This window comes from Neorhizobium sp. DAR64872/K0K18, assembly GCF_050500175.1.
Taxonomy (GTDB): Bacteria; Pseudomonadota; Alphaproteobacteria; order Rhizobiales; family Rhizobiaceae; genus Neorhizobium; species Neorhizobium soli.
In genome coordinates this window covers 77,602-102,339 of sequence record NZ_CP191445.1, presented here as the reverse complement: position 1 = coordinate 102,339, position 24,738 = coordinate 77,602, and the positions used below count along the sequence as shown (strand labels likewise).

General features: G+C 58.9%; 25 protein-coding genes and 1 pseudogene. 7 read left to right on the top strand and 19 right to left on the bottom strand.

Features of this window, described 5'->3' with window-relative positions; all coding sequences use genetic code 11:
• Nucleotide 1: 1 nt before the first annotated feature.
• The 5 genes from ACQY1P_RS00485 to ACQY1P_RS00465 all read right to left on the bottom strand — a co-directional run bounded on the left by ACQY1P_RS00485 (nt 2) and on the right by ACQY1P_RS00465 (nt 4,944).
• Nucleotides 2–790 carry an SDR family NAD(P)-dependent oxidoreductase gene (locus ACQY1P_RS00485; protein WP_430253386.1) on the bottom strand — a complete coding sequence of 263 codons (789 nt, stop codon included), beginning with the start codon at nt 788–790 and terminating at the stop codon, nt 2–4.
• An 8-nt stretch (nt 791–798) separates the two neighbouring features.
• A complete protein-coding gene (locus tag ACQY1P_RS00480; protein WP_430253384.1) occupies nt 799–1,662 on the bottom strand; it encodes an ABC transporter permease in 864 nt (287 codons plus the stop codon).
• Complete coding sequence (locus tag ACQY1P_RS00475; RefSeq protein WP_430253382.1) at nt 1,662–2,588, bottom strand: ABC transporter permease; 927 nt, start codon at nt 2,586–2,588, stop codon at nt 1,662–1,664. Before ACQY1P_RS00475 ends, ACQY1P_RS00480 begins: the two co-directional genes overlap by 1 nt.
• Nucleotides 2,589–2,655: 67 nt before the next feature.
• The gene (locus ACQY1P_RS00470) at nt 2,656–4,164 is read right to left on the bottom strand and encodes an ABC transporter substrate-binding protein (protein ID WP_430253380.1); all 1,509 of its coding nucleotides are present in this window, start codon (nt 4,162–4,164) and stop codon (nt 2,656–2,658) included.
• Nucleotides 4,165–4,944 (bottom strand): GntR family transcriptional regulator, encoded by a 780-nt coding sequence (locus ACQY1P_RS00465; protein ID WP_430253378.1) that lies wholly within the window; start codon nt 4,942–4,944, stop codon nt 4,165–4,167.
• Nucleotides 4,945–5,657: 713 nt separating this feature from the next.
• On the opposite strand from ACQY1P_RS00465, the gene ACQY1P_RS00460 reads away from it, so the two are divergent.
• Nucleotides 5,658–6,101: a hypothetical protein gene (locus ACQY1P_RS00460; protein WP_430253376.1), complete on the top strand. Its 444-nt coding sequence runs from the start codon at nt 5,658–5,660 to the stop codon at nt 6,099–6,101.
• Between the two features lie 163 nt (nt 6,102–6,264).
• Here ACQY1P_RS00460 and ACQY1P_RS00455 read toward each other — a convergent pair whose 3' ends face one another.
• From ACQY1P_RS00455 to ACQY1P_RS00415, 9 genes are all read right to left on the bottom strand, one after another.
• Entirely contained in the window at nt 6,265–6,993 is a 729-nt protein-coding gene (locus tag ACQY1P_RS00455; RefSeq protein ID WP_113111311.1) for an SDR family oxidoreductase, read from the bottom strand.
• 57 nt (nt 6,994–7,050) lie between these two features.
• Nucleotides 7,051–8,118 carry a sn-glycerol-3-phosphate ABC transporter ATP-binding protein UgpC gene (locus ACQY1P_RS00450; RefSeq protein ID WP_325265709.1) on the bottom strand — a complete coding sequence of 356 codons (1,068 nt, stop codon included), beginning with the start codon at nt 8,116–8,118 and terminating at the stop codon, nt 7,051–7,053.
• 12 nt (nt 8,119–8,130) lie between these two features.
• Nucleotides 8,131–9,747: an FGGY-family carbohydrate kinase gene (locus tag ACQY1P_RS00445; RefSeq protein ID WP_430253374.1), complete on the bottom strand. Its 1,617-nt coding sequence runs from the start codon at nt 9,745–9,747 to the stop codon at nt 8,131–8,133.
• A gap of 54 nt (nt 9,748–9,801) precedes the next feature.
• Nucleotides 9,802–11,238 (bottom strand): FAD-dependent oxidoreductase, encoded by a 1,437-nt coding sequence (locus ACQY1P_RS00440; RefSeq protein ID WP_430253372.1) that lies wholly within the window; start codon nt 11,236–11,238, stop codon nt 9,802–9,804.
• Nucleotides 11,239–11,341: 103 nt separating this feature from the next.
• Nucleotides 11,342–12,637, bottom strand: coding sequence for an extracellular solute-binding protein (locus tag ACQY1P_RS00435; protein WP_325265706.1), 1,296 nt, complete (start codon nt 12,635–12,637; stop codon nt 11,342–11,344).
• A gap of 26 nt (nt 12,638–12,663) precedes the next feature.
• A complete protein-coding gene (locus ACQY1P_RS00430; RefSeq protein ID WP_325265705.1) occupies nt 12,664–13,497 on the bottom strand; it encodes a carbohydrate ABC transporter permease in 834 nt (277 codons plus the stop codon).
• On the bottom strand, nt 13,487–14,362 hold the full coding sequence (locus ACQY1P_RS00425; protein ID WP_430253369.1) for a carbohydrate ABC transporter permease: 876 nt from the start codon (nt 14,360–14,362) through the stop codon (nt 13,487–13,489). Before ACQY1P_RS00425 ends, ACQY1P_RS00430 begins: the two co-directional genes overlap by 11 nt.
• A 35-nt stretch (nt 14,363–14,397) precedes the next feature.
• Nucleotides 14,398–15,498, bottom strand: coding sequence for a LacI family DNA-binding transcriptional regulator (locus tag ACQY1P_RS00420; protein ID WP_325265703.1), 1,101 nt, complete (start codon nt 15,496–15,498; stop codon nt 14,398–14,400).
• A gap of 994 nt (nt 15,499–16,492) precedes the next feature.
• Nucleotides 16,493–16,657 (bottom strand): DUF2256 domain-containing protein, encoded by a 165-nt coding sequence (locus tag ACQY1P_RS00415; protein ID WP_430253367.1) that lies wholly within the window; start codon nt 16,655–16,657, stop codon nt 16,493–16,495.
• Nucleotides 16,658–16,880: 223 nt separating this feature from the next.
• Here ACQY1P_RS00415 and ACQY1P_RS00410 point away from each other — a divergent pair, with 223 nt between their 5' ends.
• A complete protein-coding gene (locus ACQY1P_RS00410; protein WP_113166282.1) occupies nt 16,881–17,531 on the top strand; it encodes a DUF2461 family protein in 651 nt (216 codons plus the stop codon).
• Nucleotides 17,532–17,684: 153 nt separating this feature from the next.
• On the opposite strand, the gene ACQY1P_RS00405 is transcribed toward ACQY1P_RS00410, so the two are convergent.
• Together ACQY1P_RS00405 and ACQY1P_RS00400 are read right to left on the bottom strand one after the other, a co-directional pair.
• The gene (locus tag ACQY1P_RS00405; RefSeq protein ID WP_430253365.1) at nt 17,685–17,942 is read right to left on the bottom strand and encodes a DUF3253 domain-containing protein; all 258 of its coding nucleotides are present in this window, start codon (nt 17,940–17,942) and stop codon (nt 17,685–17,687) included.
• A 329-nt stretch (nt 17,943–18,271) separates the two neighbouring features.
• Entirely contained in the window at nt 18,272–18,955 is a 684-nt protein-coding gene (locus ACQY1P_RS00400) for an EthD family reductase (protein ID WP_430253363.1), read from the bottom strand.
• A gap of 96 nt (nt 18,956–19,051) precedes the next feature.
• Here ACQY1P_RS00400 and ACQY1P_RS00395 point away from each other — a divergent pair.
• Nucleotides 19,052–20,241 (top strand): IS3 family transposase gene (locus ACQY1P_RS00395; protein WP_430253361.1). Its coding sequence is split into 2 segments (ribosomal slippage): nt 19,052–19,304 and nt 19,304–20,241, totalling 1,191 coding nucleotides; the frame shifts between segments, so codons are not numbered across the junction.
• A 110-nt stretch (nt 20,242–20,351) separates the two neighbouring features.
• On the opposite strand, the gene ACQY1P_RS00390 is transcribed toward ACQY1P_RS00395, so the two are convergent.
• A complete protein-coding gene (locus ACQY1P_RS00390; RefSeq protein WP_325265701.1) occupies nt 20,352–20,558 on the bottom strand; it encodes a hypothetical protein in 207 nt (68 codons plus the stop codon).
• A 97-nt stretch (nt 20,559–20,655) separates the two neighbouring features.
• Between ACQY1P_RS00390 and ACQY1P_RS00385 the strand changes: the two genes are divergently transcribed.
• Nucleotides 20,656–21,021, top strand: a complete 366-nt coding sequence (locus tag ACQY1P_RS00385; protein WP_062460141.1) for a winged helix-turn-helix transcriptional regulator — start codon at nt 20,656–20,658, stop codon at nt 21,019–21,021.
• A 307-nt stretch (nt 21,022–21,328) separates the two neighbouring features.
• Nucleotides 21,329–21,615 (top strand): annotated as a pseudogene (locus ACQY1P_RS00380) (IS3 family transposase); the annotation flags it as partial.
• An 89-nt stretch (nt 21,616–21,704) separates the two neighbouring features.
• On the opposite strand, the gene ACQY1P_RS00375 reads toward ACQY1P_RS00380, so the two are convergent.
• Nucleotides 21,705–22,154, bottom strand: a complete 450-nt coding sequence (locus ACQY1P_RS00375; RefSeq protein ID WP_430253359.1) for a phage regulatory CII family protein — start codon at nt 22,152–22,154, stop codon at nt 21,705–21,707.
• 396 nt (nt 22,155–22,550) lie between these two features.
• Nucleotides 22,551–23,240: a permease gene (locus ACQY1P_RS00370; RefSeq protein ID WP_113166279.1), complete on the bottom strand. Its 690-nt coding sequence runs from the start codon at nt 23,238–23,240 to the stop codon at nt 22,551–22,553.
• 270 nt (nt 23,241–23,510) lie between these two features.
• On the opposite strand from ACQY1P_RS00370, the gene ACQY1P_RS00365 reads away from it, so the two are divergent.
• Nucleotides 23,511–23,909: a DNA breaking-rejoining protein gene (locus ACQY1P_RS00365; protein WP_113166278.1), complete on the top strand. Its 399-nt coding sequence runs from the start codon at nt 23,511–23,513 to the stop codon at nt 23,907–23,909.
• Nucleotides 23,910–23,960: 51 nt separating this feature from the next.
• The gene (locus ACQY1P_RS00360) at nt 23,961–24,698 is read left to right on the top strand and encodes a CPBP family intramembrane glutamic endopeptidase (RefSeq protein ID WP_430253358.1); all 738 of its coding nucleotides are present in this window, start codon (nt 23,961–23,963) and stop codon (nt 24,696–24,698) included.
• Nucleotides 24,699–24,738 lie beyond the last annotated feature (40 nt).

Sequence of the window (24,738 nt, the reverse complement as noted above, 5' to 3'; positions counted from 1 at the left end):
GTTACAGCGCCTTTTTCTTTGCCTGGAAGACGACCTGGGAGCCGATCGAATTGCCGCCGTCGACGGTCAAGGTCGCGCCGGTCATGTAGGCGCCGCCGGCTGACGTGACGTAGAGAACCGCTGAAGCGACATCCTGCGCCGACGACGTTCTGCCAAGCGGTATGGAGGCCGTCACCGTGTCGATATGATCCTGCGCCAGCGCGCTGACATCGCTGCCGGAAATGAACCCCGGCTCGACCGCATTGACGCGGATCCCGTATTCGGCGAGTTCCAGCGCAAAACCTTTGGTCAGGCGGTCGAGCGCTGTCTTGGATGTGCAATAGGGAACCACTGTCGTGCGCATTTTCCGCGCGGCACCGGACGAGATGTTGACGATCGAGCCCGGCTTGCCGGCGCTGATCATCTGCTTGGCAAACAGCTGCGACAGCAGGAACGGTGCGCGCAGATTGACGCCCATGATGTCGTCCCAGTCATCGATCGAGATGTCGAGCAGAAACCCCGACGGATAGATGCCGGCATTGTTGACGAGGATATCCGGCGCGCCCCAGCGTCCCGAAACTTCTTCCGCAAATGCGGTCATCGAGCCGGTATCGGTGAGGTCGGCGGCGATCGCCACATGGCCGGTGCCGGGCAGCGTCGCCATTTTCGCCTCAAGCTTTTCGGTATCGCGGTCGGTCAGGCAAACCTCTGCGCCCTCGCGCGCAAACGCATCGACGATCCATCCGCCGATAATGCCGCAGGCACCTGTGACGATGACTTTCTTGGCCTTGAACTCATTTTCGAAATTCATGAAAACTCCTATCGCCCACGCGGATCGAGGCGGTCGCGGGCATGATCGCCAATCAGGTTGATCGAGAGAACCAGCAGAAACAGCGCCAGTCCCGGAAATGTTGCGATCCACCAGGCGGACCCGACATAGTTGCGGCCGGTGGAAAGCATTGCGCCCCAGCTCGCCGTTGGCGGCTGCACACCGAGGCCGAGGAACGAAAGTCCGGCCTCGAACAGCACCATCAGGCCGAACTCGAGCGTCGCGACGACGATCAGGCCGCCGGCGATATTGGGAAGGATGTGGCGCCACAGCAGCCGGAACCACCCGGCGCCCATGAACCGCGAGAGCCTGACATAGGGCATGTTCGCGACCGACAGCGTCTGGCCGTAGGCAACGCGCGCGTAACGGGGCCACCGCGTCAGAGCCAGCACGATGACCACGTTGGAAAGGCTCGGGCCGAGTACCGCAACCGTGATGATCGCGAGAAGAATGGCGGGCACCGACAAGACGATATCGACCAGCCGCATGATGATGGTTTCGACCCAGCCGCGATAGAAGGCAGCGATCATGCCGAGCGCGCTTCCGAAAATGCCCGACAGGATGACCGAGGCGAAGGCAACCAGCAGCGACACCCGTGCGCCATAGATCGTCCGGCTGAGAACATCACGGCCGAGTTCGTCCGAGCCGAGATAATAGACAAGGCCGCGGCTTTGAAACCCCGGTGCCTTCAAGCGCGCCAGAAGGTTCTGGGCATTGGGATCGAGCGGCGCCACGAGAGGCGCAAAGATCGCCATCAGCACCAGAGCGACCAGAATGGCGGCAAAGGGCACCACAGTCCACGGCATGCGTCGTGAACGCGACGCCGTCCGCGGTGCGGGAGTGGTCACTGCCATCAGGCGCTCCCTTCGATGCGGATGCGCGGATCGATGATGCTGTAGAGCAGATCGGCGACGAGGTTGAGAACGATGGCCGTGATGGCGCCGAGCAGAACGACGCCCTGAACCAGCATGAAATCACGCGCGTTGATGGCCTGCACGGTCAACTGGCCGAGCCCCGGCCACGCAAACACCGTCTCGACGATCACGGCACCCGCCAGAAGATTGGCGATTTCGAGAGCTGCAACGGTTACCACCGGAATCGCGGCGTTTCGCAGCAGATGGCGCATGACGATGCGGATCATCGGCAGCCCCTTGGCGTGGCCGGTGCGGACATAATCCTTTTCGAGTTCATCCAGCACCGCGGTGCGCGCCACACGGGCGAAGGTCGCCATGGAGAGAAGACCGAGCGAGATCGACGGCATGATGATGCTTGGCCAGTCGCGCGCGCCGGATGGCGGCAACCAGCCGAGCCACACCGCAAACACCATGATCATCAGGATCGCGCTCCAGAATGTCGGCATCGACTGCCCCGCCAGAACCACGCCCATCATCGCCTTGGCATCCGCCGAGCCGCGGCGCACGGCCATTGCCACACCCAGTGGAATGCCGACACCGAAGGCGACGACGAGAGCGCCGCCGGCCAGCATCAGCGTATAGGGAAGACGGCTGGCGATCAGCGTCCAGACCGGCACGTTCTGAACATAGGAACGGCCGAAATCGAAGGTCAGAAGTGCGCCCATATATTCGAGATACTGGACCGAAAGAGGCCGATCGAAGCCGAGCGACGCCCTCAGCGCCTCGATATCCGCCTTGGTCGCATTTTCAGGCACGAGCAGCAGAACGGGATCCCCCGCAAGCCGCTGCAGAAAGAAGATCAGCGTCATCACGCCGATAATGGCGATAACGGCCTGGAACGCGCGCTTGAGGAAGAATGCCGGCAATATTGCAGTCCACTTCGTGACTTGCGGGCAAAACGGCCCCGCAACCGGGGCCGGCCCTGAACCGAAATCAATCGGTCCACTTCATCCGGTTGAGAAACAGGCTTTCGTTCGCCGTCGGCTGCCACTCAAGGTTTTTGGCTGCTCCGTAGATGATCGCCGCCTGATAGATCGGCACCATAGGCACCTCCTCAACGACGTAGGTGCTCACCGTCTTGTAGGCTTCGAGGCGTTTCTTCTCATCCAGCGTGTTGCGGGCGTCTTCCAAGAGCTTGTCGATCTTCGGGTCGGCGATCGAAGCCCACGCGCTGGACGAATGCAGCAGCGAGAACAGCACGCCATCGACATCCTGGCAGGCGCAGGACCAGCGCCCGAAGGAAATTGGCGGCTGGCTGGCCGGCGCACTCTGGGCCTTTTTTAGATAGGTCGCCATATCCGTCATCTCGATGTTGACGGTCAGGCCGGTATCGCTGATCATTTGTGCCACCGCCTGGACGATGCGCTGGTCGAATGTCGGAGATGTCGCAAAGGCGACCGACTTGCCGGCCGCACCCGCTTCCTTGATCAGGCGCTTGGCCTCATCAAGATCATAAGGGTAGCCTTTCAGGCCTTCCACGTAACCAAAATGCGCCGATGTCGCCATCTGGTCGAGCGGCTTGTCGACGCCACCCAGAAGACCGTCGACGATCCCCTGCTTGTCGATGGAGCGAGCGACCGCTTCACGCACGCGCTTGTCGTTGAATGGCGGAAGGTTCGGGTTGAGCTTCACATAGCCGATCCGCTCGGTCAGAACCGATAGCGGCTTGGCGGCGCCGGAGCTCTTGAGCTGCTCGGAAAGATCCGCATCGAGACCGACGACGAGGTCGCTGGCGCCGGCTTCGAGGTTGGAAATGCGCGTGGCGGCATCCGGCACGGCGCGGAATTCGGCGGTCGGGAACACGCCCTTTTCGCCCCAGTAGTCGTCGTTGCGGGCAAGCGAAACCGAAACGCCACGCTGCCAGGCGGCGAACTTGTAGGGGCCGGAACCGACAGGCGCGGCATTGAAGCCGTCATTGCCCTTTTCCTCGACGACGTGCTGCGGCACGATCGACAGCTTGACGAGCTGGGCGAGCAGCACCGGATAGGCGCCGTCCGTCTTGATAGTGACCTCGTGTTCGCCGGTCGCTTCCGCCGACAGGATCTTGTTGAACTGGCCGAGCTGCGGGCTGGCGAATTTCTTGTCGATGATGCGGTTGACGCTGAACGCGACGTCCTTGGCAGTCAGCGGCGTGCCATCGTGGAATTTGACGTCGCTGCGGATCGTGAAGACGATTTCGCTGTCGGAAGAATATTTCCACTCGGTGGCGATCTGCGGCGCGATGGCACCGGCATCGTCACGGGTGACGAGATTGTCGAAGATATTGCGATAGACATAGTAGCTGTCCGGGTTCCACTGCTTGTGCGGATCGAGCGACGAAGGCTCGTTGACGAGATCGACGACCAGCTGATCCTTGGCCATTGCCTGTGACAGGACCATTGGCGAACAGGCCAGAAGCAGGCCTGCCAGAGAGGCGCGCATCGAACGACTGACTATCATCATCTACAATGTCCTTGTTTTTCCAGTGGGCGGTTGAGGTCGCTGATTGCGACCCGGTTTATCTTTGTTCGCGGTGCGACGGGTGGAGTTGCGTCCAACCATCGCGTCGGTCTCAAGAAAACGATCCAGCAGATAGGCTTCCAGCGCAGCGCTGGCGGACGCGAGATGTGCGATTGCATCGGCGTTGCGGCCCTCGACGAGAGCCTCCGCGAAAGCCGAAAGCCTCGTCGGCAGAAACTTTGCGCGCCCGTTCCGCTCGAAGAAGTTCACGAGCCTGTTGGAGCGATCCCAGAGGTCCGCAAGAAAACCCGCAACGACAGGCATGCCGAGGGCGTTGGATAGCAGATCCAGCATGTCCCGCTCGCAGCGACGAATGGTGGGAAGCACATCGCCACCCACATCCGGCCGCTGCAGCAGCGCCATATGCATCTGGGACAGCGTGGTCAGCCGCCGTTTGGCGGCGTCGTCGAGAGCAGCCGAGCACAGTATCGGATCAAGGTGGCGGCGTGCGGCTATCAGTTCGCGGATCTCTGCCGCGGAAATCGGAGCGACCTCCCAACCACTGCGGGCAGTCGAGGATACAAGCCCACTCGCCTTCAGCCGCGCCAGTGCGGCGCGTACGGCACCGCGACCGAGCGCGAATTCGGTGGTCAGCGAAGTCTCCGAGAGACGCTCTCCCGGCATCAGAACGCAACCGACGATCGCGCTCCTCAACGCCCGTTCCGCCACTCCCGCTTTGCCTTCCGGCGGCGCGGGAGACACGTAAGCCTCAGTATCAAGCATGCTCTCGTAACCTCTCAGTTTTCCAGTCTGACATCGCAGTTAACAGAGTGGAAGCGAAATTTTTCTATTCTTGGTATGAACCGTAGAATTCAATCACGCTGCTTGCGGCAGGCTCACGAAGGAAGTGACAGGCCCACTCCCGCAAAACATCTGTCTCAGGACGTTCTAGAGGTGGAATGGGATTTCCCGGATACGGTTTGTTTTGGAACACGAAGAAATTGTTGGTCAATCGACGCCTGGCAGGATGTATTTTGATATTGCAGTGAAACCAACTGATGTCAGTTGGCACTACCAACTGATGGCTTACTGGTGATTATAGTCGGGGACCCGACGCCTCTGTCGGAAAGAGACAAATCCATGCGCATGAAAAGTCTTACGTATGCAGCTATGCTGGCCGCATCGTCGCTCATTGAAGTTCCTTACATGGCGACGGCGAAGGACTTGCTGGTCGTGGACAGATGATGAGAGTGGGACCGAAGTTAAGGATACACACCTTTTGTCGGAAGAGCCAATTTGTATTGGTGATCGACAAGCCTCCTGCGCCACTTCGTCCAAGAACATCATAACCTCGGTTCCAGCTCGACTCTTGGATTGTCGCGGAAGCAAGCAGGCGCGCTGAGGGTCGCCGCCTTGCCATCCTCGATGACGAGCTAGATGAACTGGAAGCCACGCGTGAAAAGCTTGTCCTGGAACTTACCGGCATATACACGCCGGTGGAAGACTTTGAGGAGAAGATCGGCAATCTGAAACAGCAGTTCAATACCAACAATGTCGAGGTTGCCATCCGCAAGCTGTTGTTCCTCGCCCGTAACAATGGCGACGAAGAAGCCAAGCGGCGTCTAATGGTGATCGTTCGCGACCTGGTCCCGACGGTGGCGACCGGCAAGACACCAGGCCACCAGCCGGCATTCCTGCAGATGCATCGCGCAATTGCCAACATCATGGCTTCGATGGGAGTCCTCGATCCCTTGCAGCAGCAGTTCATGGCAGCCAGCAACGGTCTGATAGCCCGAATTGCGGCCGGCGAGATCGACCCGCGGGACAAACTGAAAAAGCTCCTCAACTTCTGCGGCGAGGAGCTTAAAAGCAGATATTTGGACTGTTCGAAACAGCAAGTTTTGTTGGTTACGGGGGCGTTGACGTACCGCGACTTGTAAAATCACCTGCTTTGAAGGGATTTGAACCAACGATCTGTCAATTGTCGAAGTCAACATCAAACGTGTCTTTTAAAAACTGCATATAGAGCATCTGATCCGCCAAAAGTCGATTCGTCCTCGCTTTCGCGCCGACTGCCAAAACGGTCCCGTTGTCCGTTGATGGTTAAAGGTCTGTTCCATTGGGAAGAATGACCAAATCGCGCACAGTGACGTTGCGCGAGCGCGTCAGCATGAAATAGACGGCATCTGCGACCTCCTCGGGCTCCATGAGACTTCCTGCCGCCAGCGCCTCATCCATCTTTTCCTTCGGCCAGTCTTTCAGAAGTGCGGTAACGACCGGGCCGGGCGCGACGGCGCCGACCCTTACGCCGTGCGGAGCAACCTGACGGCGAACCGTATGCACGAAAGCCTGAACGGCATGTTTCGAGGCGGTGTAGATCGGCTCCCAAACGACGGGGACAAGGCCGGCAATGGAACTGGTAAAGATGATGTCACCGGTCTTGCCCTCGATCATGTGTGGCAATACGGCGTGCACGGTCCTGAAAGCCGAGTTGATATTGAGGTTCAGCATACGATCCCAAGCGTCGGGATCGCCACTGGCGACCTCGCCACCTACATAGGACCCGGCGTTCGCGTGGAAGATGTGCAGGCGCTCACCATGCTCCAGAATCCCCGGTAGCATTGTTGCGACATTCGCTGGGTCCATAAGATCGATAACGAGGGGATGCGCCCGGGACCCAAGATCCGCACGAGCCGCCTCCAGTGCACCCGCATCCCTATCCACGAGAACGACATCGGCGCCACTGGCGACAAGCTTGGCGGCACAGGCAAGCCCTATCCCAGAGGCCGCGCCTGTGATGGCGGCCAATTTACCGACCAGTTCCTGAGACATGTGGGAATTCCTTTTCGCTGGGATGGATAGATTTGATGGGAATACCGGTCGTCGGTTTTACGCCCTTGGGAACAACACGGCCTGTGCAGGATCGAAGACGCAGGTAATCTGGCTTCCCAGTTCGACTGCCTCATCCTCAAAAAAGGCAGCGCAGATGTTTTCACCGGACGGCATCTGGAATCCGATGATCGTCTCCGTTCCCAGTCTTTCGACAAGCGTCACGACACCACCCAGCGATGCGGCAGACTGCACCCCCTCGCCGCGCTTCAGATATTGCGGACGGATGCCGAGGATCGCCTTGTCACCCTTGACAAATCCCTGCCCGTCGACCGCGATCGGGCGCAGAATGTCGGACGACACGTCAACCTTTCCAGAGCTCACTCCATCGACACGCACGTCGAGGAAATTCATCCTGGGCGAGCCGATGAAGCCGGCGACGAATTGATTGGCTGGTTTCTTGTAGATCTCCATCGGTGTGCCGATTTGGCGGACCACTCCGCCTTCGAGCACGACGATCTTGTCGGCAAGCGTCATGGCCTCAACTTGATCATGGGTAACATAGATCATGGTTGCGCCGAGCTCCCGGTGCAGCCGTGCGATCTCCACCCGCGTTTCCATGCGCAGTGCTGCATCCAGGTTTGACAGAGGTTCGTCAAACAGAAACACGGCCGGCTTTCGGATAATCGCCCGGCCAATGGCGACGCGCTGACGTTGACCGCCCGACAGTTGGCTCGGCTTTCTGTCGAGCAAATACTCAAGCTGGAGGATGCGCGCCGCCTCCTGAACGCGACGCTCCACCTCGGCTTTCGGCGTCTTGTTCAGAGACAGACCGAACGCCATGTTATCGTAGACCGTCAAATGCGGATAAAGCGCATAGGACTGGAAGACCATGGCAATGCCGCGTTCGCGCGGTTCGGCCTCGTTGCAGAGTTTCCCATCGATGTGGAGCTCTCCACCGGTGATGTCTTCCAGCCCGGCGATCATCCGCAGCAACGTGGACTTGCCGCAGCCAGATGGACCGACGAAGACGACGAACTCCCCGTCCGAGACCTCGAGATCGACGTTCTTGATTACTTCCAAACTGCCAAAACTCTTGTTTACGGATTTAAGTGCAAGACTTGCCACTGTGGTTCTCCTTCAGGACATATCGCGTACAAGGCGCGCAGTGTGTTGCAGGGCCTCGAAGGCCCGGTAGCGGCGATGATGCAGTTCGGCGATGACGCCACTTGCCGGCAGGAAGGTCTCTCCCGGCTGCGTCATGGCCTTCATCGCCGCCTGAAGGCTCAGCATCGAGCCGCTTGCCGCTGCACCGAGCATTGCCGCCCCCAGCAGCACGGGATCGCTCTCGCGATGAACAAGCACCGGAAGCCCCGTGCAATCGGCCAGCAACTGGCGCACGAGCGGATGGCTGCCGGCGCCTCCGCTAATTGCTATCGAGTCTATGGATGCGCCCTTTTGCCGGCTCGTCTCGATGATCTGGCGAAGGCCGTAACCGATGCTCAAGATGCCAGCCACGTAGAGCGAGACGAGGCTATCGATGCTTCTGTCCATGGCAAGTCCGGCGATCAGGCCGCGTGCCTGCGGATCCGCCATCGGCGACCGGTTGCCCAAGAAGTCTGGGACGACATGCAAGTCACCGGCAAGCAATGCCGCATCCGAGGGAGTTGAAACGCGTCGCGTCGCTTGATCCGCCAGCCAGGCAGGCAGCGGGCTTTGGCAACGGGCGGCCGCATCGCAGCCCTCCTGATACGCTGCGTGATGTGTCACCAGATGGTCGATGGCAGCCCCCGCACCTGACTGGCCACCTTCGTTCAACCACAGGCCGGGGATCATCGCGGAAAAGTAGGGTCCCCACACGCCCGGTATGAACAATGGCTCCATACTGCTCGCCATCGTGCAGGCGGAGGTTCCAAACACGTAGGCAAGGCGTGTTGTGGCTTTGCCCTCCGCACGTGAATCGCCAAGCGACCCGACACCGCCCGCATGCGCGTCGATCAGTCCAGCGCCGACAGCAGTTCCCGGGGTCAGCCCTAGTTCTGATGCGGCTGACGCCGTCAATCCCGTGCCGAGCGCCTGGCCGCCGGGCACGACCGTTGTGCCGATCCGCTTGAAACCGTCTTCTGTAAGATCGCCGAGCCCGACCGCCTGGAAGTAAGTGTCGTCCCAGCGGCACTCATGCGCGAGATAGGTCCACTTGCAGGTAACGGTGCAAACAGACCGATCCAAGCTTCCGGTGGCCTTCCAGGTGAGAAAGTCCGCGAGATCCATGAATTGCCATGCGACGTCATAGGTCGTCGGCAGGTGCTCCTTCAGCCAGAGGATCTTGGGCGTCTGCATTTCCGGCGAAATCGTCCCGCCGACATATTTTAGAACGGGATGGCCGGTTGCGTTGATGCGCGCAGCTTGGTCAATCGCACGGTGGTCCATCCAAACGATGATGTTGCGGTCCTCATTCCCATGGGCTCCGACCGCCAGAGGCTTTCCCTCCCGCCCTAAGACCACAAGCGAGCATGTCGCATCGAAGCCGATCCCGGCAATCTCATCTGGCCGTAGGTGGCTCTGCGCCACAGCTTCACGAACGCTGGAGCAGACCGCACTCCAGATGTCGCGGCTCGACTGCTCGGCCAAATGCGCGCCGTCCCGGAAAAGCTCGATGTCCCGCTTGGCGGTCGCGATCATTTTGCCACGCGCGTCGAAGATTGCAGCGCGCGCGCTACCAGTGCCGACATCGATGCCGATGAAATGGTTGGTCATGAGAACAGCCTTCAAGAGAAAGGGTGCCGGGCGAGTTTCGCCCGGCCCGACGGTTCAGGCCGCTTTTTCGCGTCCGCCTAGCGGCGTCGCACGCGTGCCGTCCGGATTTCGCAGATAAACGCCGTGCTCGAGCTGCTGTCGGCGAAGTTCGTCGATATCGATGTCCGCCGGCGCGCGATTGCCCCGCACGGAGATTTTTGCCGCGCGGCCCGCCGCCTCGCCCATTGCCATGCAGGTTGCCATGACGCGGATGGCGCCCATCGCCTCGTGCGTGGCGGAAATGCTGCGCCCGGCCACGAGTAGATTGCTCACCTTCTGCGGAACGAGCGACCCGTAGGGAATATCGTAGCAGTCACCGCACCAGATGAGCGTGCAGCCCTCGTCCGACGGTCGATGGATATCGATGGGATAGCTGGCGACAGCGATGGAATCGTCGAAGTGGCGGCAGCTCAGCACGTCTTCCTGCGTCATCATGTATTGGCCAACGATCCGGCGTGTTTCCCGGATGCCGATAAACGGCGCGGTCTTGGTGAAATGAGCGTGCTCGAAGCCTGGCACATAGTTGATCAGATAGGTGACGATGTCATCGATCTGATGACGACCCTCGATCTCTCCATTGGTCAGGCTTTTGGCATCGGTCCCGTCGGTTCCGGTGACCCGGGTCATATTGATCCACACCTCGCCCTTCTTCAGGCCAGTGATGATGATCGTGCGCTCATTGGGGATGTGAAGGCCACGTTCCTCTTGCGCCTTGGCAATCAGCTCGCGAAGTCCGACCACGATGAACTGGTTGTTTTGGCCGAAATATTCGGCAGGGATGAAATCGGTGAGGTAGGTCCGCTTCTCCGTTGCGATGCTTGTCCTAAGCTTTTCCGTATCGACGCCTGCCATGCAGAACATCAGGGTCGGCGGCTGCATGCCGCCATTGGCGTTGCCCTTTTCAGTCGGAACGCCGGCCTGGTAGGCAACGTCTGCGTCACCCGTACAGTCGATAACGACTTTCGCAAGAATGGCGGTGCGTCCGCTTTTGCTTTCGGTGATGACGCCGCGGATAGTATCTCCATCCATCACGACACCAGCAAAGAACGTGTAGAAGGTCACATCGACGCCGGCTTCGGTCAGCATGTCGAGAGCGACGGTCTTGACCGCTTCCGGTTCGACAAGCGTAATCCCCATGTGCAACGGACATGGCCTGTGCTCACTGGCACCATCCCTTTCGGTGCGCAGCCGCTGAATGAACTTCTCGGGCAGGCCATCGATGATTTGGTTGCCTTTCTGTCCAAGGAAGCCGAGCACCGGCAGGCCGATTGTCATATTGCCACCGACAAAGCTGCGGCTTTCGATCAGCCCGACGCGGAGACCATCTTCGGCCGCCGCCAGAGCGGCAGTCAGACCGGACGGTCCACCGCCGACGACGAGCACGTCGTATTCGGCGGACACCTGAAGGGTGCGGGCCGGTTCTTCGATGGAGCGGGTTGCAGGATTCAACATGATTCAAACCTCGGTCATTGCGCGCCAGCTGTCTTGTGCGCGGTTCACTGTCATCATTGGTTCGGCGGCGCGCCTGACGCTGCGCCGCCGACGGGCTGTCTCATTAGGCGGGCATCATGTGCTTCACGCGCTCGGCGATCGCGGCGACGGCCTCCTTCACAGGCTTGCGTCCGAGCACTGCCAGTTGCACCTCTTCAAGCATGGTAGCCTGCGCTCGCGCGGCCTGCGGAAAGGGCGGAAATGCACCTCGCGCGTTGGAAAGGACTGCCGCTTCCGTCGCGGCAAGCGGGTTCTTGGCCTTCAACGCGGCATCGCTGTAAGCCGATACCCGCACGGGTCCATTGCCGTTAAGGGCCATGCCGGTGGTGACGCGCTTGCTTGAAACCTCCTTGATGTATTTCCAGGCTAGCTCCTTGTCTTTGGCATTCTTCGGGATCACCATGCCCCAAGCCTCCACGACCGAAGCCATAGGCATCTTGCCTTTCAGGGCGGCAGAGATTGGAAATTCGACGGCCTTGATCCGGCCCGGATACTTGCTCTGCTCGGGATTGTTCAGCTGACCGTTGCGAGCAAACGGAAGCACCGTGAAAGCGGCGCGGCCCTGCTGCAACCAGGTGACCTGATCGTCATTCTTCGTCGTTGCATAGCTGCGTGGCAGGTTACCGGCCTCGAACAGTGTCCGCAGCACATCGAGCCCTTTTTCGAACGCAGCTGGCTCCGGCATCAGCTTGAAGTCCGGGGTGATGAAGTCTCCGCCGAAGGCACGAGCGAACATCACCGGGAACACCGCCAAATCGCTTGCGAGGATCATACCGACAACCGGCGTTCCAGCCTTCGAGGTGAAGGTCGTTTTGCGCGCCTGCTCGACAAGCTGCTCAAGGGTCGTGGGAGGCGCCGTGATGCCGGCCTCTTCCAGCAGCGCCTCGTTGTAGAAGAGGCCCTGCGTCGCGTGACGGACGGGAATCCCGATTAACTTGCCGTCTACCGTCATGCCTTGGACCAGACCCGGCGCGATATCAGCGAAATCCTCGATCGCATCTGTCTTCAGCATCTCGTCCAGCGGTTCGAAGAGTGCAGCAATCTCTCTGGTCGGACGATTGTCGACCATGTAGCCGACGCCGTACTCAGTTTCCCCGAGGCTTGCTTCGCGGAACAACCGATCCTGAAGCGGATTTGAATCGAAGGTCGTGAAGGTCGGCTCGACACCGTTTGATGCCTTCCAGTCCTTTAGCAAATCGGCGTCGCCGGTGCCGAGAACCGTCTGGTGCACCTTGTGGCTGAGGATGTTCAGGACCTTTCCGGCTGAGAAGGACGGCCCGGCCGCCAAGACGGCAGCTCCCCCCAGGGCCGTACCCATGAACCGACGGCGCGTGACTGCATATGCGGATGTATCTGACATAGTTTCCTCCCTTGGCAGATTTTGGTTCACCCCTTCGTCGCACCGGCTGTCAGGCCGGCCACGAGGAAGCGATTCATGAAGATAACGAAGAGCAGCACAGGCGCGAGTTGCACGGTCGATGCCGCAAAAAGGATGCCCCAGTCGACGCCATCGATCGAACCGATCATCTCCGAGATGACCAGTGGAGCGGTCTTTGCCTTGGTCGCGGTGAAGATGAAGGCGAACAGAAACTCGTTCCAGGCGAACACGACGACGAAGACCGCGACAGCAAGGATGCCCGGGGTCGACAGCGGCACGATGACCCTGCGCAGGATCGTCAGTCGCCCTGCGCCATCGATCATGGCCGCCTCGTCAAGTTCGCGCGGAATCTGATCGATGAAGGTCCGCATCAACACGGTGCCAAGCGACACGAAAAACGTCGCGTAAAGCACGATCAGCACGATATGCGTATCGTTGAGCCCCATCGCGTTGACGATCGGAAAGAGCGGGAGCGTGACGACAATCGGCGGTATGAGCCGCACGACGATCAGGAAAAGGACACTTCCGTTGAGAAGCCGGCTGCTGTTGCGGGAGTAGACGTATCCCGCGCAGGTGCTGGCGACAACGGCCAGCGCCGCAGCGCCGGCAGTGATGACCGTGCTGTTCAGCAGGCCCTGAAAGAACACGCCCCATTGGTTCCAGAGGGATGCGTAGTGCTGCAAGGTCGGGACGAAGAGGTACTTTGGCGGCACCGCAAAGATGTCCTGGCCGGGTTTCAGCGACGACATGACGATGAAGGCGATCGGAAACAGCGACCAGAACAGGATCACAAGGACAGCAAATGCCTTGGCAAGACGCACGGTGAGGCTTTTAGTGCGCATTGGCGTTCACCTGCTTGCGAAGAATGAAGATGTAGCCGGCCGCCAGCAACAGCGAAGACAACACCATGATCCAGGCCGTGGCCGCCGCCGTGCCGAAGGCATTGAAGCTGAATGCTTCTTGGTAGAGATAGACGGCAACAACCTCCGTCGAACGCGCTGGCCCGCCTTGCGTCAGCAGCCATACTTCCGAGAAAATGCGGAAGGCGAAGATGTAGCGAAACAGCAGCGCGACAACAATTGCCGGCCCCATCAGCGGCAACGTCACCCGGCGAAACCTCTGCAGTGGGGTAGCGCCATCGATGCGAGCGGCTTCGTAAAGATCGCTCGGAACAGCAAGCCGTGCCGCGTAGAGGATAATGAACGTGAACGGCAGGTGCAGCCAGATGGTCAGCAAGGCGATCAGAATCATTGCGTGCGTGGGCTCAAACGACCAATCGAGGATCGGCAGGCCCAACGCCTGCAACATCAGCGTGATTGGCCCCGCATCCGGATCAAACAGGAAGCGCCACATGACGACGGCAATGACTTCGCTCACCGCATAGGGCGCCAGAACGGCAACCAGTAGAAACCGCCTAAACGGAATGCCGCTTGCAAACAGCAACGCCATGCCCAGGCCGATGGCAAGTTCGACATGCACCGCAACCACGACCAGCACGACCGTGTTCCAGAGGGCCCTGTGAAAGGCAGGATCGGAGATGACTGCGAGATAATTGCGCCAACCAACGAAAGACGAGGATTGGCCAAAACTCGATTGTCCAAGGCTGAGCCAGATCACGTAGATTGACGGCACGACGATCACGCTCAGGATCAGAATGTGAACGGGCGCCAGCAAGGGCAACAATTGTGGCAGACGTTTAGCGCGCAAGTTTGGTCCTCCCGACCTTATTGCAAATGGGTATCTCAGACTTTGGGGGTGGCCCCAACAATGTCCTTATGGTGGATCTCGTAACCAGCCTTCTCCTCGATCGCCTGGTCGTCCGAGTGCAATGGGTCGCTGCCGATCTGACGGACTGAGTTCCGCGCTTGCAGCGACACGTTCAGAACGGTGTGGTGAGGTTCCTCGAGCTCACCTGCCATGCGAATGCGTAGCCTCTGCCAAATGGCTTGCGCCATGGCGTCAATTGGCTGGCGCACGGCCGTCAAAGGCACCTTGCGGGCGCTCATCCACACGTAATCGTCAAATCCAACCAAGGCGCTTTGTTCGGGCACATCAATGTGGTGACGAGCAAGTGCCGCAAGCACGCTAAGGGTGGTGACATTTGTCAGCCCAAAGATCGCGCTCGGCACCGAATTTGCCTCGAGCCAATTGGCGAAAATTTCTGCACCGCGCTCGGCATTGGATCCCAATTCAACGACGGTAGGCTCGCGACCATGCTGCAGGAAGACGTTGCGGACACCCTGGATCCGGTCCCTGATCGGCGCGACGGAAAGATCGGAGGCAGCGATGACGACATCGCGGTGACCGAACTGCCGAAGGTGGTCGGCGACCATCTCACCCGCCTCGATATTGTCGATTGTCACCGTATCGGCGAAGGCCTCCGAAAGAATGACACGGTCGGCGAATACCAAAGGGATCGAGCCGGCTTCGTCGCGCAACAGATCCGGTATAGTGTCCGAGCACGGGATAGCCACCAGGCCGGATGGGCGCCATCCGAGCAGCGCCCGCAGCCTTGACTTCTCCACTTCGACATCGTCGCGTGAGCTGGTCACGATGACATCATACCCGTCCTTGCGTGCCATAACTTCGAGCCGCGACACCAGGGAAGTAAAAAAAACGTCGTCGAGATCCGGCACCAGTACGCCGACGACCCTCGCCTGCCCTGATCTCAGCTGTGAAGCAGCACGGTCGATCTGGTAGTTGAGGTCCTTCGCGGCCCTTTCGACCCTACGGCGCAGATCATCATTCACCGGCTTGCTGCCGCTGAAGACATTCGAAACCGTCGCAATCGAAACGCCTGCGAGAGCCGCAACTTCTTTTATCGTGGATCTCTTTTTGGCCATAGGACTCATGTGTTAAACGTTTTACCGTTAAACGTTTAACAGCATGATCTGGTGTTCGCAAGCAAAAATTAATTTAAGACGGCGGCAGAACTGTCACCGCAGCTTTCCGCGGATCCCAGTCGCCGAAACGCAGGGCATCGTCAGCTTCAACCGGCAAGGTCCGAGCCTCCAGTTTCCGCGGCTCTGATGAGAAAGTTCATCGCCGTTCGTGGCGACGCGAATCAGTGGCGCGTGTCTCGCGGTGCGAGTGTAACTGCCTCTTCGCCGCAGGTTTTTAAGGAAGATGCCGGAGCCATGCCGCGGTAAAGGTTCGAATGTCAGTGTACCACGGGAACGTAAGAGACGATCGGCGATACTGTGGCGTTGGCAGAATAAGCCTCGACTATTCTGCATCCTCAATACCGTCGTGACCACAAAAGCAACGCCATGCCGCAAGCTGCTGTGAGGGCCCCACCGACGATTTAGGGTCGTGGGTCGATCATGAAACTCTTGGCGGGATAGGGAAAGAAGCCGCTCCTTGGGCCGCCCAGATCAGCCCGGCAACGATCAGCAGTAAGCCGAAACCCAATAACGCTTTTTCAGCCATCGCTGCCCCTTGCCGGCACGGTAGGCACCGCGGTGAATCGATCGGTAAAACTTTGCGTAGCTGTCGTAAAGACTTGTGTCAGACCTTGGGGCTCTGCGCGACTTACCCGGTCTTACTGGTGGTACGATGCAGTAAACTCGGCAGTCTTTTCCGGATTGTGTCGGCTGTGACTGGGCGCGAAGTCGTCACGACCTGATCGGGCCACTGTTGCGCCAGGGGTCAATACGACCCGCAAAGCAAGAGGATCAAAGGCATTAGGATCATCTCTTCGGCAGCCGTGATGGTGCCGGGACACTTCGCCTCCATCTTTCGTCACCGAAAATAGCTCAGAATGTCCGAAGTTTGCTCCACCATAGCCGGAAGCGGCTTGTACGGCAGCCTTCGAAGCATCTGCAGGCGGGCAGGATTCTATAACTTTGGATGTGGTGGCTTGAGCTTAGAGCGGCGGCAGCGTTCAGAACAGTACTTCACGTCGCTCCAGTTCTTGGCCCACTTCAGCCTCCATGCAAAAGGTTTTCCGCATGTCGCACACGTTTTTATTGGCAGATCCGCTTTCTTGACCTTTCTCGCCATATGGATCCTCTCCTACTCAACGTGTTTACGAAAATGCGAACGAACCACTCGCCGCTCAGTTACCGAAGTGGCACTTCCACGAGCCCTACCCTATCTGGGGGAAGCAATCAGCGATTGGAAGCACCCGACTTCCAACTCTTTTCATGTTCGCTCGATCTATTTCCGTTCACTTTACGTTCCGCCTGCCCTATGACAGGCCAGTTTGCCATGTTTGAGACAGTGGATGATCAACCGATCGACTTTTGAATTTCTAGAGGAAGCCTCCAGTAATCACTTCGCCGAGTGGCTTGACGACAACCGAGCTAGACTTGATTGCGCGCGCCGCGACTTAATTGAATTCACCTTAGCGTTGGCTAATAGCACAGGGTCGATCGACAAGCGCGTAGATGAGGCCAACCGAGATCCCCGCAAATGTTTGAGTGCCGCGTCTATCTCGAAAGGCACATGCTGCATCACGTTGCGAGTTTCGCCTTCGAAGAACGCAGCCGCGACATATTTCGTGCAAATCTCTCCGCACAGCTCATACAGTGGAGGCGGAGCGCTGCTACCCCCGCCACGGCTTGCCCGCATTTTGCGGCAAACAATCGCAAGCCACACCGGCAAATGGAGAGGGATCGTCGAGGGTCCATTATTTCGGACATATTTCCCAAATGGTCTGACGGGCGGTCATGATTTGAGCGCCAGCGGGTACGTCAGAAATCACGACGCGCTCGACTTTTTCAATCTCAAAAACTTCGGAGCCTGTCGCAACGTTTCTGACGAGATGCTCGTGTCCTCCAATCTCGTCGAGGAAATAGTAAAATCATTCGCCGCTGCCCGCGGCCTGGTCGATTACATCAATCGGGCAACGACTAAGCTCCCCGAGTCCCGATAACCGGACCGCTCTTGCGCGCACACTTACTGACCCGAAGCTTATAGAGATGCTAAATTGGGCTCGCGACTATCAGCACGGTCGCGATGTGCTTGAACGGTTTCCTGTCATTGAGCTCGTCTAGGGCGCTAAAAAGTGGCTGCAGACGTCTCGGCATTAGAGATTTTGCTTGCGAGCGCTTATACGGTAGGGACCGGTTCTCTCCCCCATTACGACAGATTTCCAGGAAAGGGTGATCTCCTTTCGCGCAATCAAGGCATCAACCGCTTCATGGACGGCTGGCATGTAGTCACGCCACTCAAGCGGGGCGTTGTGATCATTTGCAAGGCTGCGCGCAACTTCGCTCGGGCACGTCGTCCCATCAGGTCGACTGGCAACAAAACTCAAAATGGTCGATTCCGCATTCGCTCTCATGGCTCGTCCCCATTTAATTGAACTGTCTCGCGGGTCATTTGACAGTTACATTGTCTCAGCAAAGCATCAGACAAGACCATCTCTGCGGAATACACCTCACAGCGGTGGTGGTGGACTGGACGGCTCCGTGTTGAGCTGGGGAGAGATCGACCTCCTTAAGGCAAAGCGATACGAAAACCTCTCACCCCCCTATGGCGACCTTCAGCGCTCCCCTTCAGTCCGATTAACCCGCAGCGGCTTGACAGTGTCTCTGCGGGTTAGTCCGATCAGATAAGACGTAAAGGGTCGGCAGGGTTAGCGCCCTGTCGGCCGCTCCAAAAAACTCCGCCTCACCGCACAAACCGCTCTGAGACCGCCAACATGGTGACGGCTTGACCGGCTCGGGTGAGGAGCTCGTCGAAGGCGGCCCGATCGGTGTCCACGCCGTCCTGGAACGCCGTCAATGTAGGCCACCACAACTGGCGGGCGCCTAGGAACGGTGCGCCGTCGCCGTGCACCTCGGCGCTCGGCCGGTTCACCGCGTGACGCAGCGCGCCGATCCGCAGGCCGAGCTCGGCGTCATCAGCGCCCACCCAGTCAGGATTGCCATCAAGGTGCACGAATTGCAGGAGATGGATGCTCGTCGGCCGCTCCAGCACGTCCCATTGTCGATCAACGTCGGATACGGCACCCATTGGAGGCCGCGAGACGATTACATCCTCCTCGGTGATGAAGAAGATGACATTCGGCAGGTCTTGGAACAACGGCTCGTCGGGGCGGATGTTGTCGACGAACAAGGGCTCGTCGACCAGTGCGGCGGCGTCTTTCGGGGAATCGAACGACGGCATGGCAACGCCGTCGTACTTGTCCTGACCCGGGCCGAGGCGGTCGGTGTCGAACTGGTGCCCTTGGACGTAGGTGAGCATGCCCGGGATCTGGCGGCCCATGGTGCCGTGCGGGTGACGCCAATGGTCGTGGAAGCGCTGGCGGTCGATATTGGGGCGGCGGGGGAGGAGGGCGAAGAAGCGGATCACGGAAGGTTCCTGACTGTGTTGTGTCGATTGACTTTGACCTGCCACTGAGAATTTCCTCCAGAATGGATTAGAGTCCGGCTCATCGAGGACGGACTTATGAAGAAGCAGAGATTTACGGAAGAGCAGATTATTGGGGTGCTGAAGGAGCAGGAGGCAGGCGTTAAGGCCGCTGATCTTTGCCGCAAGCACGGGATTTCTGAGGCGACCTTTTATAATTGGAAGGCCAAATACGGCGGCATGGAGGTGTCGGAGGCCAAACGTTTGAAGGCGCTGGAGGACGAGAATGCCAAGCTGAAGAAGTTGCTGGCTGAGCAGATGATGGATGTTGCCGCACTTCGTGAGCTTCTCGGAAAAAAATGGTAGGGCCTGCCGCCAAGCGTGAAGCTGTCGCGCATCTGAAGGTCACAATGGGGCTTTCGGAACGGCGGGCCTGCCAGATCATATCAGCAGACCGAACGACGGTCCGCTATCGATCCTCTCGACCGCCGGAAGTCGATCTGCGAGCGAAATTGCGCGATCTGGCCAATGAGCGCCGCCGTTTTGGCTATCGTCGATTGTTCATCTTGCTTCGACGAGACGGAGAGCCCTCCGGCGTCAATCGCATCTACCGGCTCTATCGCGAGGAAGGGCTTTCCGTGCGCAAGCGGAAAGCCAGACGTCGTGCTGTTGGCACACGAGCGCCGATCCTGGTCGAAGCAAAGGCCAATGCCCGCTGGTCGTTGGATTTCGTCCACGACCAGTTCGCCTGCGGCAGACGCTTCCGCATCCTGAATGTGGTCGATGATGTCACGCGCGAATGCCTGGCGGCGATCCCGGACACATCGATCTCCGGTCGCCGTGTCGCGCGAGAACTGACGGCACTTATCGAGCGACGGGGCAAGCCCGGCATGATCGTTTCAGACAACGGGACCGAACTGACCTCGAATGCCATCCTTGCATGGTCAAAGGATCATAAGGTCGAATGGCACTACATTGCGCCTGGAAGACCAATGCAAAACGGCTATGTCGAGAGTTTCAACGGCCGCATGCGCGATGAACTGCTCAATGAAAGTTTGTTCTTTGGTCTCGATCATGCCCGCAGCGCCATTGCGGAATGGGCCGACGACTACAACAACTTCCGGCCCCACTCATCGCTCAGATACCAGAGCCCGGCGGACTATGCCGGGATCATCGCCGCAACCGACTCCAACGCTACGCAAAGTGGAAACTTCGCGTTTCCGCCGGTTGCTCCCATCGCGCCATTTGGCGTATCAAAAACCGCCGAGGCTCTAGTCGCAGCCGGATGAAACTTCAGTGGCAGGTCAACTTGGTTAAATTGATTAGCTGGCTGACTTTTCCCGGCTGTGGATGATCTTGCTGCTTGGGAGTGACTGAACGCCCCAACTTGATCGGCCGATCACGTTACTTCACCGACGTTAGACGAAGCGGATCGGTCGAGCAGGCCGACGACGCCTGCCGCCCGCAGCCGGTAGTACGCGGGATGCGCCGGGCCGGGAGTCCGGGTGGGAGCGAAGCTGTGCATTATCAGCGGCATGACGATCCAGTTCGCTAGCTCCATCGAGCCGACGCGGATGGATCGGAACAGACCGTCGGTTGAAGTCATAGGGAGCCTCCCTCCTTGATTTGCGAGATAGGTATACTTCTGCTACTAAGTTGCAAGAACGCACTTACAGTCGCCTAGGTATCACCAAGGAAACCCTATGCCCGTCTGCCAGCACTTTGATGAGAACTGTCCCAGCCGCTCGCTGTTCGACAATATCGCCGACAAGTGGTCGATGATGGTGCTCAGCGTGCTGGACGCGGGACCTATGCGCTTCAATGGCATCAAGCGGCACCTGGGGGGCGTGACGCAGAAGGCGCTGACACAATGCTTGCGGCGGCTGGAACGCAACGGCCTCATTTCCCGCCGGGTCATAGAGACCTCGCCAATTGGGGTTGAATACACCATCACGCCGCTTGGCTGTTCGCTACTCGGCCCTTTTCAGGCACTCCATGCCTGGACCATGGAGCATCTGGATGCGGTGGAGCGGGCGCGCCAAGCGTTCGACGGCCGCGACGCCGCGTAACCGGATGCGCCGCCGAATTGACCTCAACAGCGACGTCCCGGCCTCCAAGGATTGCTGGACTTTGCTGGTCGAAGGTGAACAGGAAATGGGCTGGTCATAGGAGACAGTGAACCGCCGGGTTTGCCGGAGGCTCCAACTTCAGAGAAAGTGGAGCCATCATGACCAAGACAAAGAACGAGTTTTCACCTGAAGTCCGTGCGGTTGCCATCCGTATGGTGCTGGACCGCCAGCCGAGAATTCATCACGCTGAGCTGCCGTTTCATCTATAGCGGCCAAGATCGGCTGCTCGCCAGCCACGCTGCACGAGTGGGCGGGCGAGCCGACGGCGAATGCTCGCTTTGTCCTCGATGCATTCAAGCAGGCTCTTCGAGCTCGGCGTGCCGCTCATGGAGGCGGCCTCGTGCATCACTCGGACAGGGGCGTTAAATACACCATGCAGTTGGCAGAAGCTGGCATCAAGCTTTCTATCGAAAGCGTCGACGACAGTTACGACAACGCCCTCACCGAAACGATCAACGGTTTCTACAAGCCGAGGTCATCCATCGGGGCGGGCCTTGGGGGAACTTCGAAGCGGTCGAATTCGTGATCAGTTGGAAAACACGGTTTCAGGCGGCTACAACCGTTCAATCTTGCAGCTTGGATCAGAACCGCTTGTATCGTTGATGGCCTGCTGTCTCCGTCGGTCAAGCATCTGCGATCTGCAACCGAAGTGTTGCAAGCGCTCGTTCGGCCTCAACGATATCCTTCAGTAGAAGCCTCTTGTGACGGTGGTCCAGCCCGCCGCCTGCCAACACAGCGTCCACAAGCTCAAGGATATCGGCCGCTTCGACCACGACCTTTGTCGCTCCCCTTTGTACCGCTTCGTTGGCAAGGCGTCCCTCGACCGGAGGCATTATACGCTCCGCTGCCACAAAGACGCTTCCGTCCAGAAGATAAGACGCCAGCCTCGGGTCCGGTAACAATCTGATCAGAGCCTGGATCTCGTCGGCGGAAAAAGGGCTGCGAGCAATCAGTCGCGAGTGAAGCGAGGCGTAGCTCATCCCCAAGGCGGCCGCCGCTTCCTCAACCGACATCTGCTTCTCCACCACGAGAAGCGTGTAGACGATGTGGGCAAAATCTTCGCCGCGGTTCATGAGGTCCCTCCTGAGTGTTGGATCGTCACACAGAGACCTTGATGCTGCAAGGCCATCAAAACGGCGCACGCGTTTTGATCGCGGGAGCCGGTTTGAGATTCTATCTGCGCCAAGGCCGGCGTGACCCCCGTCGGCAGGGATGGTCCTGCGAAGTACCGTGCCGATCACATCATCATGGAATCACAATGCTTTTCTGGATCATCATGTCCGCCACAGTCTTGGTAACAACCGTAGCGGCCGTTGTCCTCGGCATATCACTTGCCGTAACAGGAAGACTTCACTTCGGTGCCTTTGTGCTTCTCTGGGCCGTCATCGGAGTTTTCATCCCCTTGTGGCTGATCATCCGTCAAGGACGAAAATGACGACATGGCACGGTCGCGCATCTCCGCCAGTCAATCAACCAGGGGCGGGAGCGATGCTCTTAGCGTCGAGAGTAATCACCGCTGCAACGGTAAACGCCGCGATGGTGGCAAACAGGAATGCGCCGACGAAAATAGCGATCGCTTTTAGCGCGCTGACGCCAAGGTCGTGCCTGAACCAGCGGACCTGCGCCTGCGCGTACCAGATGGTGGCAACCGCCACTGCGACGCCGCCGGCGAGATTTCCCTGCTCCTGCGGCATGCTGAAGAAATCGAAGCCCAGCACGAGAAGGAAGGCGAAGGGTGCCGCGACATAGCACTGGCTGAAGAAGGGCGGGCGGAGCGAATTGCGGGTGATTCTGACTCTCTTCGATCGCAGCAGCGTCACCGCCATGCAGAGCGGAAAGATACCGAAGATCACGCCTCTTGCGATCAGAAGATTGGAGCCCGAGCCGAGCTCGCGGGCCGCTTCTGTCGGATCGTAGACCGATGGCAGTGCTCCAGACAGCGCCTGTGAAAGAAGCAGCGTAATGAGCAGGAACAGGGGCGGACTAAGCGTGTCCTGATACTGTTCTTCCGGCTCGTCGGCGAGTTCGATGTCTGCGTAGCGCATCATGCTGAGTGGCCTGACGACTGCACGCCACATTGTGACGGGATAAAAGACCAGCCATGACACCAGCTCGTAGAGGAGCTCTTCGAGCGACTTCAGCAATTTCATGAAGTCCACGTGCCAGTCCTTTCCGTTGATGCCTGCGTGTGGTTGCACCCTCTTACCAGCGTCGGCACCAGACGTCACTGTGCAGTGCCCTGTCTTTGCGCGCAGGCGGGCACCTGCCACGGTGAAGGACTTGGCCGAACAGGCTTCCCATGCCGATTCAGCTAATGTAGGTTTTTGAAATAGACACCGTGAGGTCGTCACATGAACCCGAACAACTTCGCCAAGGCGCTAAGCCGTGCCTGGGACTTTGCTCGTAGATCGAACGGGAGGAGCCAGTCGATGAAGATGATGAAAAGCCTGATATTCGGGGTCGTCATGATGGCAGCCGTGCCCTCTGTCGCCGACGAAATGCGGCGCGAGACGGTTCGTTTTGCTACGGGATCCTCGAGCTCGACCATCAAATCGTCGGTCAAAGGCTACCAGACGGTTCAGTACGCGCTGTCGGTTACGGCCGGCCAGAAGATGAGCGTCCAGCTCGATTCCCGCAATACAAGCCTCTACTTCAATGTGACCGCTCCGGGCGCCGATGCGGCGATGTACAACAGCTCGATCGATGGAAACGGCACCAGCATCACGATCCCGTCGAGCGGCAAGTACCTCATCGACGTCTATCTGATGCGCAATGCCGCAAGGCGCAATGAGACCGCGAGTTACGATCTCACGCTCTACGTCGAGTAGTCATCCGAACCGCGTGCGACACGGTCGTCCGGAAATGTCGAGGTTCGAAGGGTGATTTCAACCGATCGCGATTTCCCGTTCTACAACGGCAAGCCCGTCGAAATTGATGGACTGGGCTGGCTCCTTGTCATTGTATCGTTGGCGAGCGCTCTGCTTGTGCTCACCCTCGTTCCCCTTCGCACCTTCCCCTACAATCTCATTCCGGCGCTGCTGTTCGTCGCAGTCCCCGTGTTGGCGCTTCGCAAGGTAGCCGGGCCACACTGGAACTGCCTGTTCCGTCCTGTCGGATTTCGATCCGTGGGGCTGATGGTGCTGTTCGGGGTTGCTACGCTGCTGGGATCCATGGCGATGGGCTTGGTCCTGCAACAGTTTTTCGAACTTTACTCCAATCCCGTCGCGGATGCGATCGCCGCGATGTCGCCAACCCAGGTGAGTGCCACGCTTCTCGTGACCGGCATCCAGTTGGTAGGGGAAGAGCTTTTCGGAATACTGCCTTTCCTCGCTGTTTTGTGGCTGTGCGTACAGCGTTTGCACCTGTCACGAAGGTTGGGGATCGTTATCGCCGTTGTCGTTTCGTCTCTGCTCTTCGGCGCGGCGCATCTGCCGACCTATGACTGGCACTTTGCACAGTCTCTCATCGGCATCGGTTTTGCCCGCCTGATACTCACGCTCGCCTATATCGTCACGAGAAATCTCTGGGTCTCCGCGGGCGCCCATATCATCAATGACTGGACTGGATTTGTCTTCATGTTGGAGTTCGGCCACGTGCCGATCAACGCAGTGGAGTGAACCTCGAAGGCCAGTGGTCGCTAAGAAATCCACCTCATGG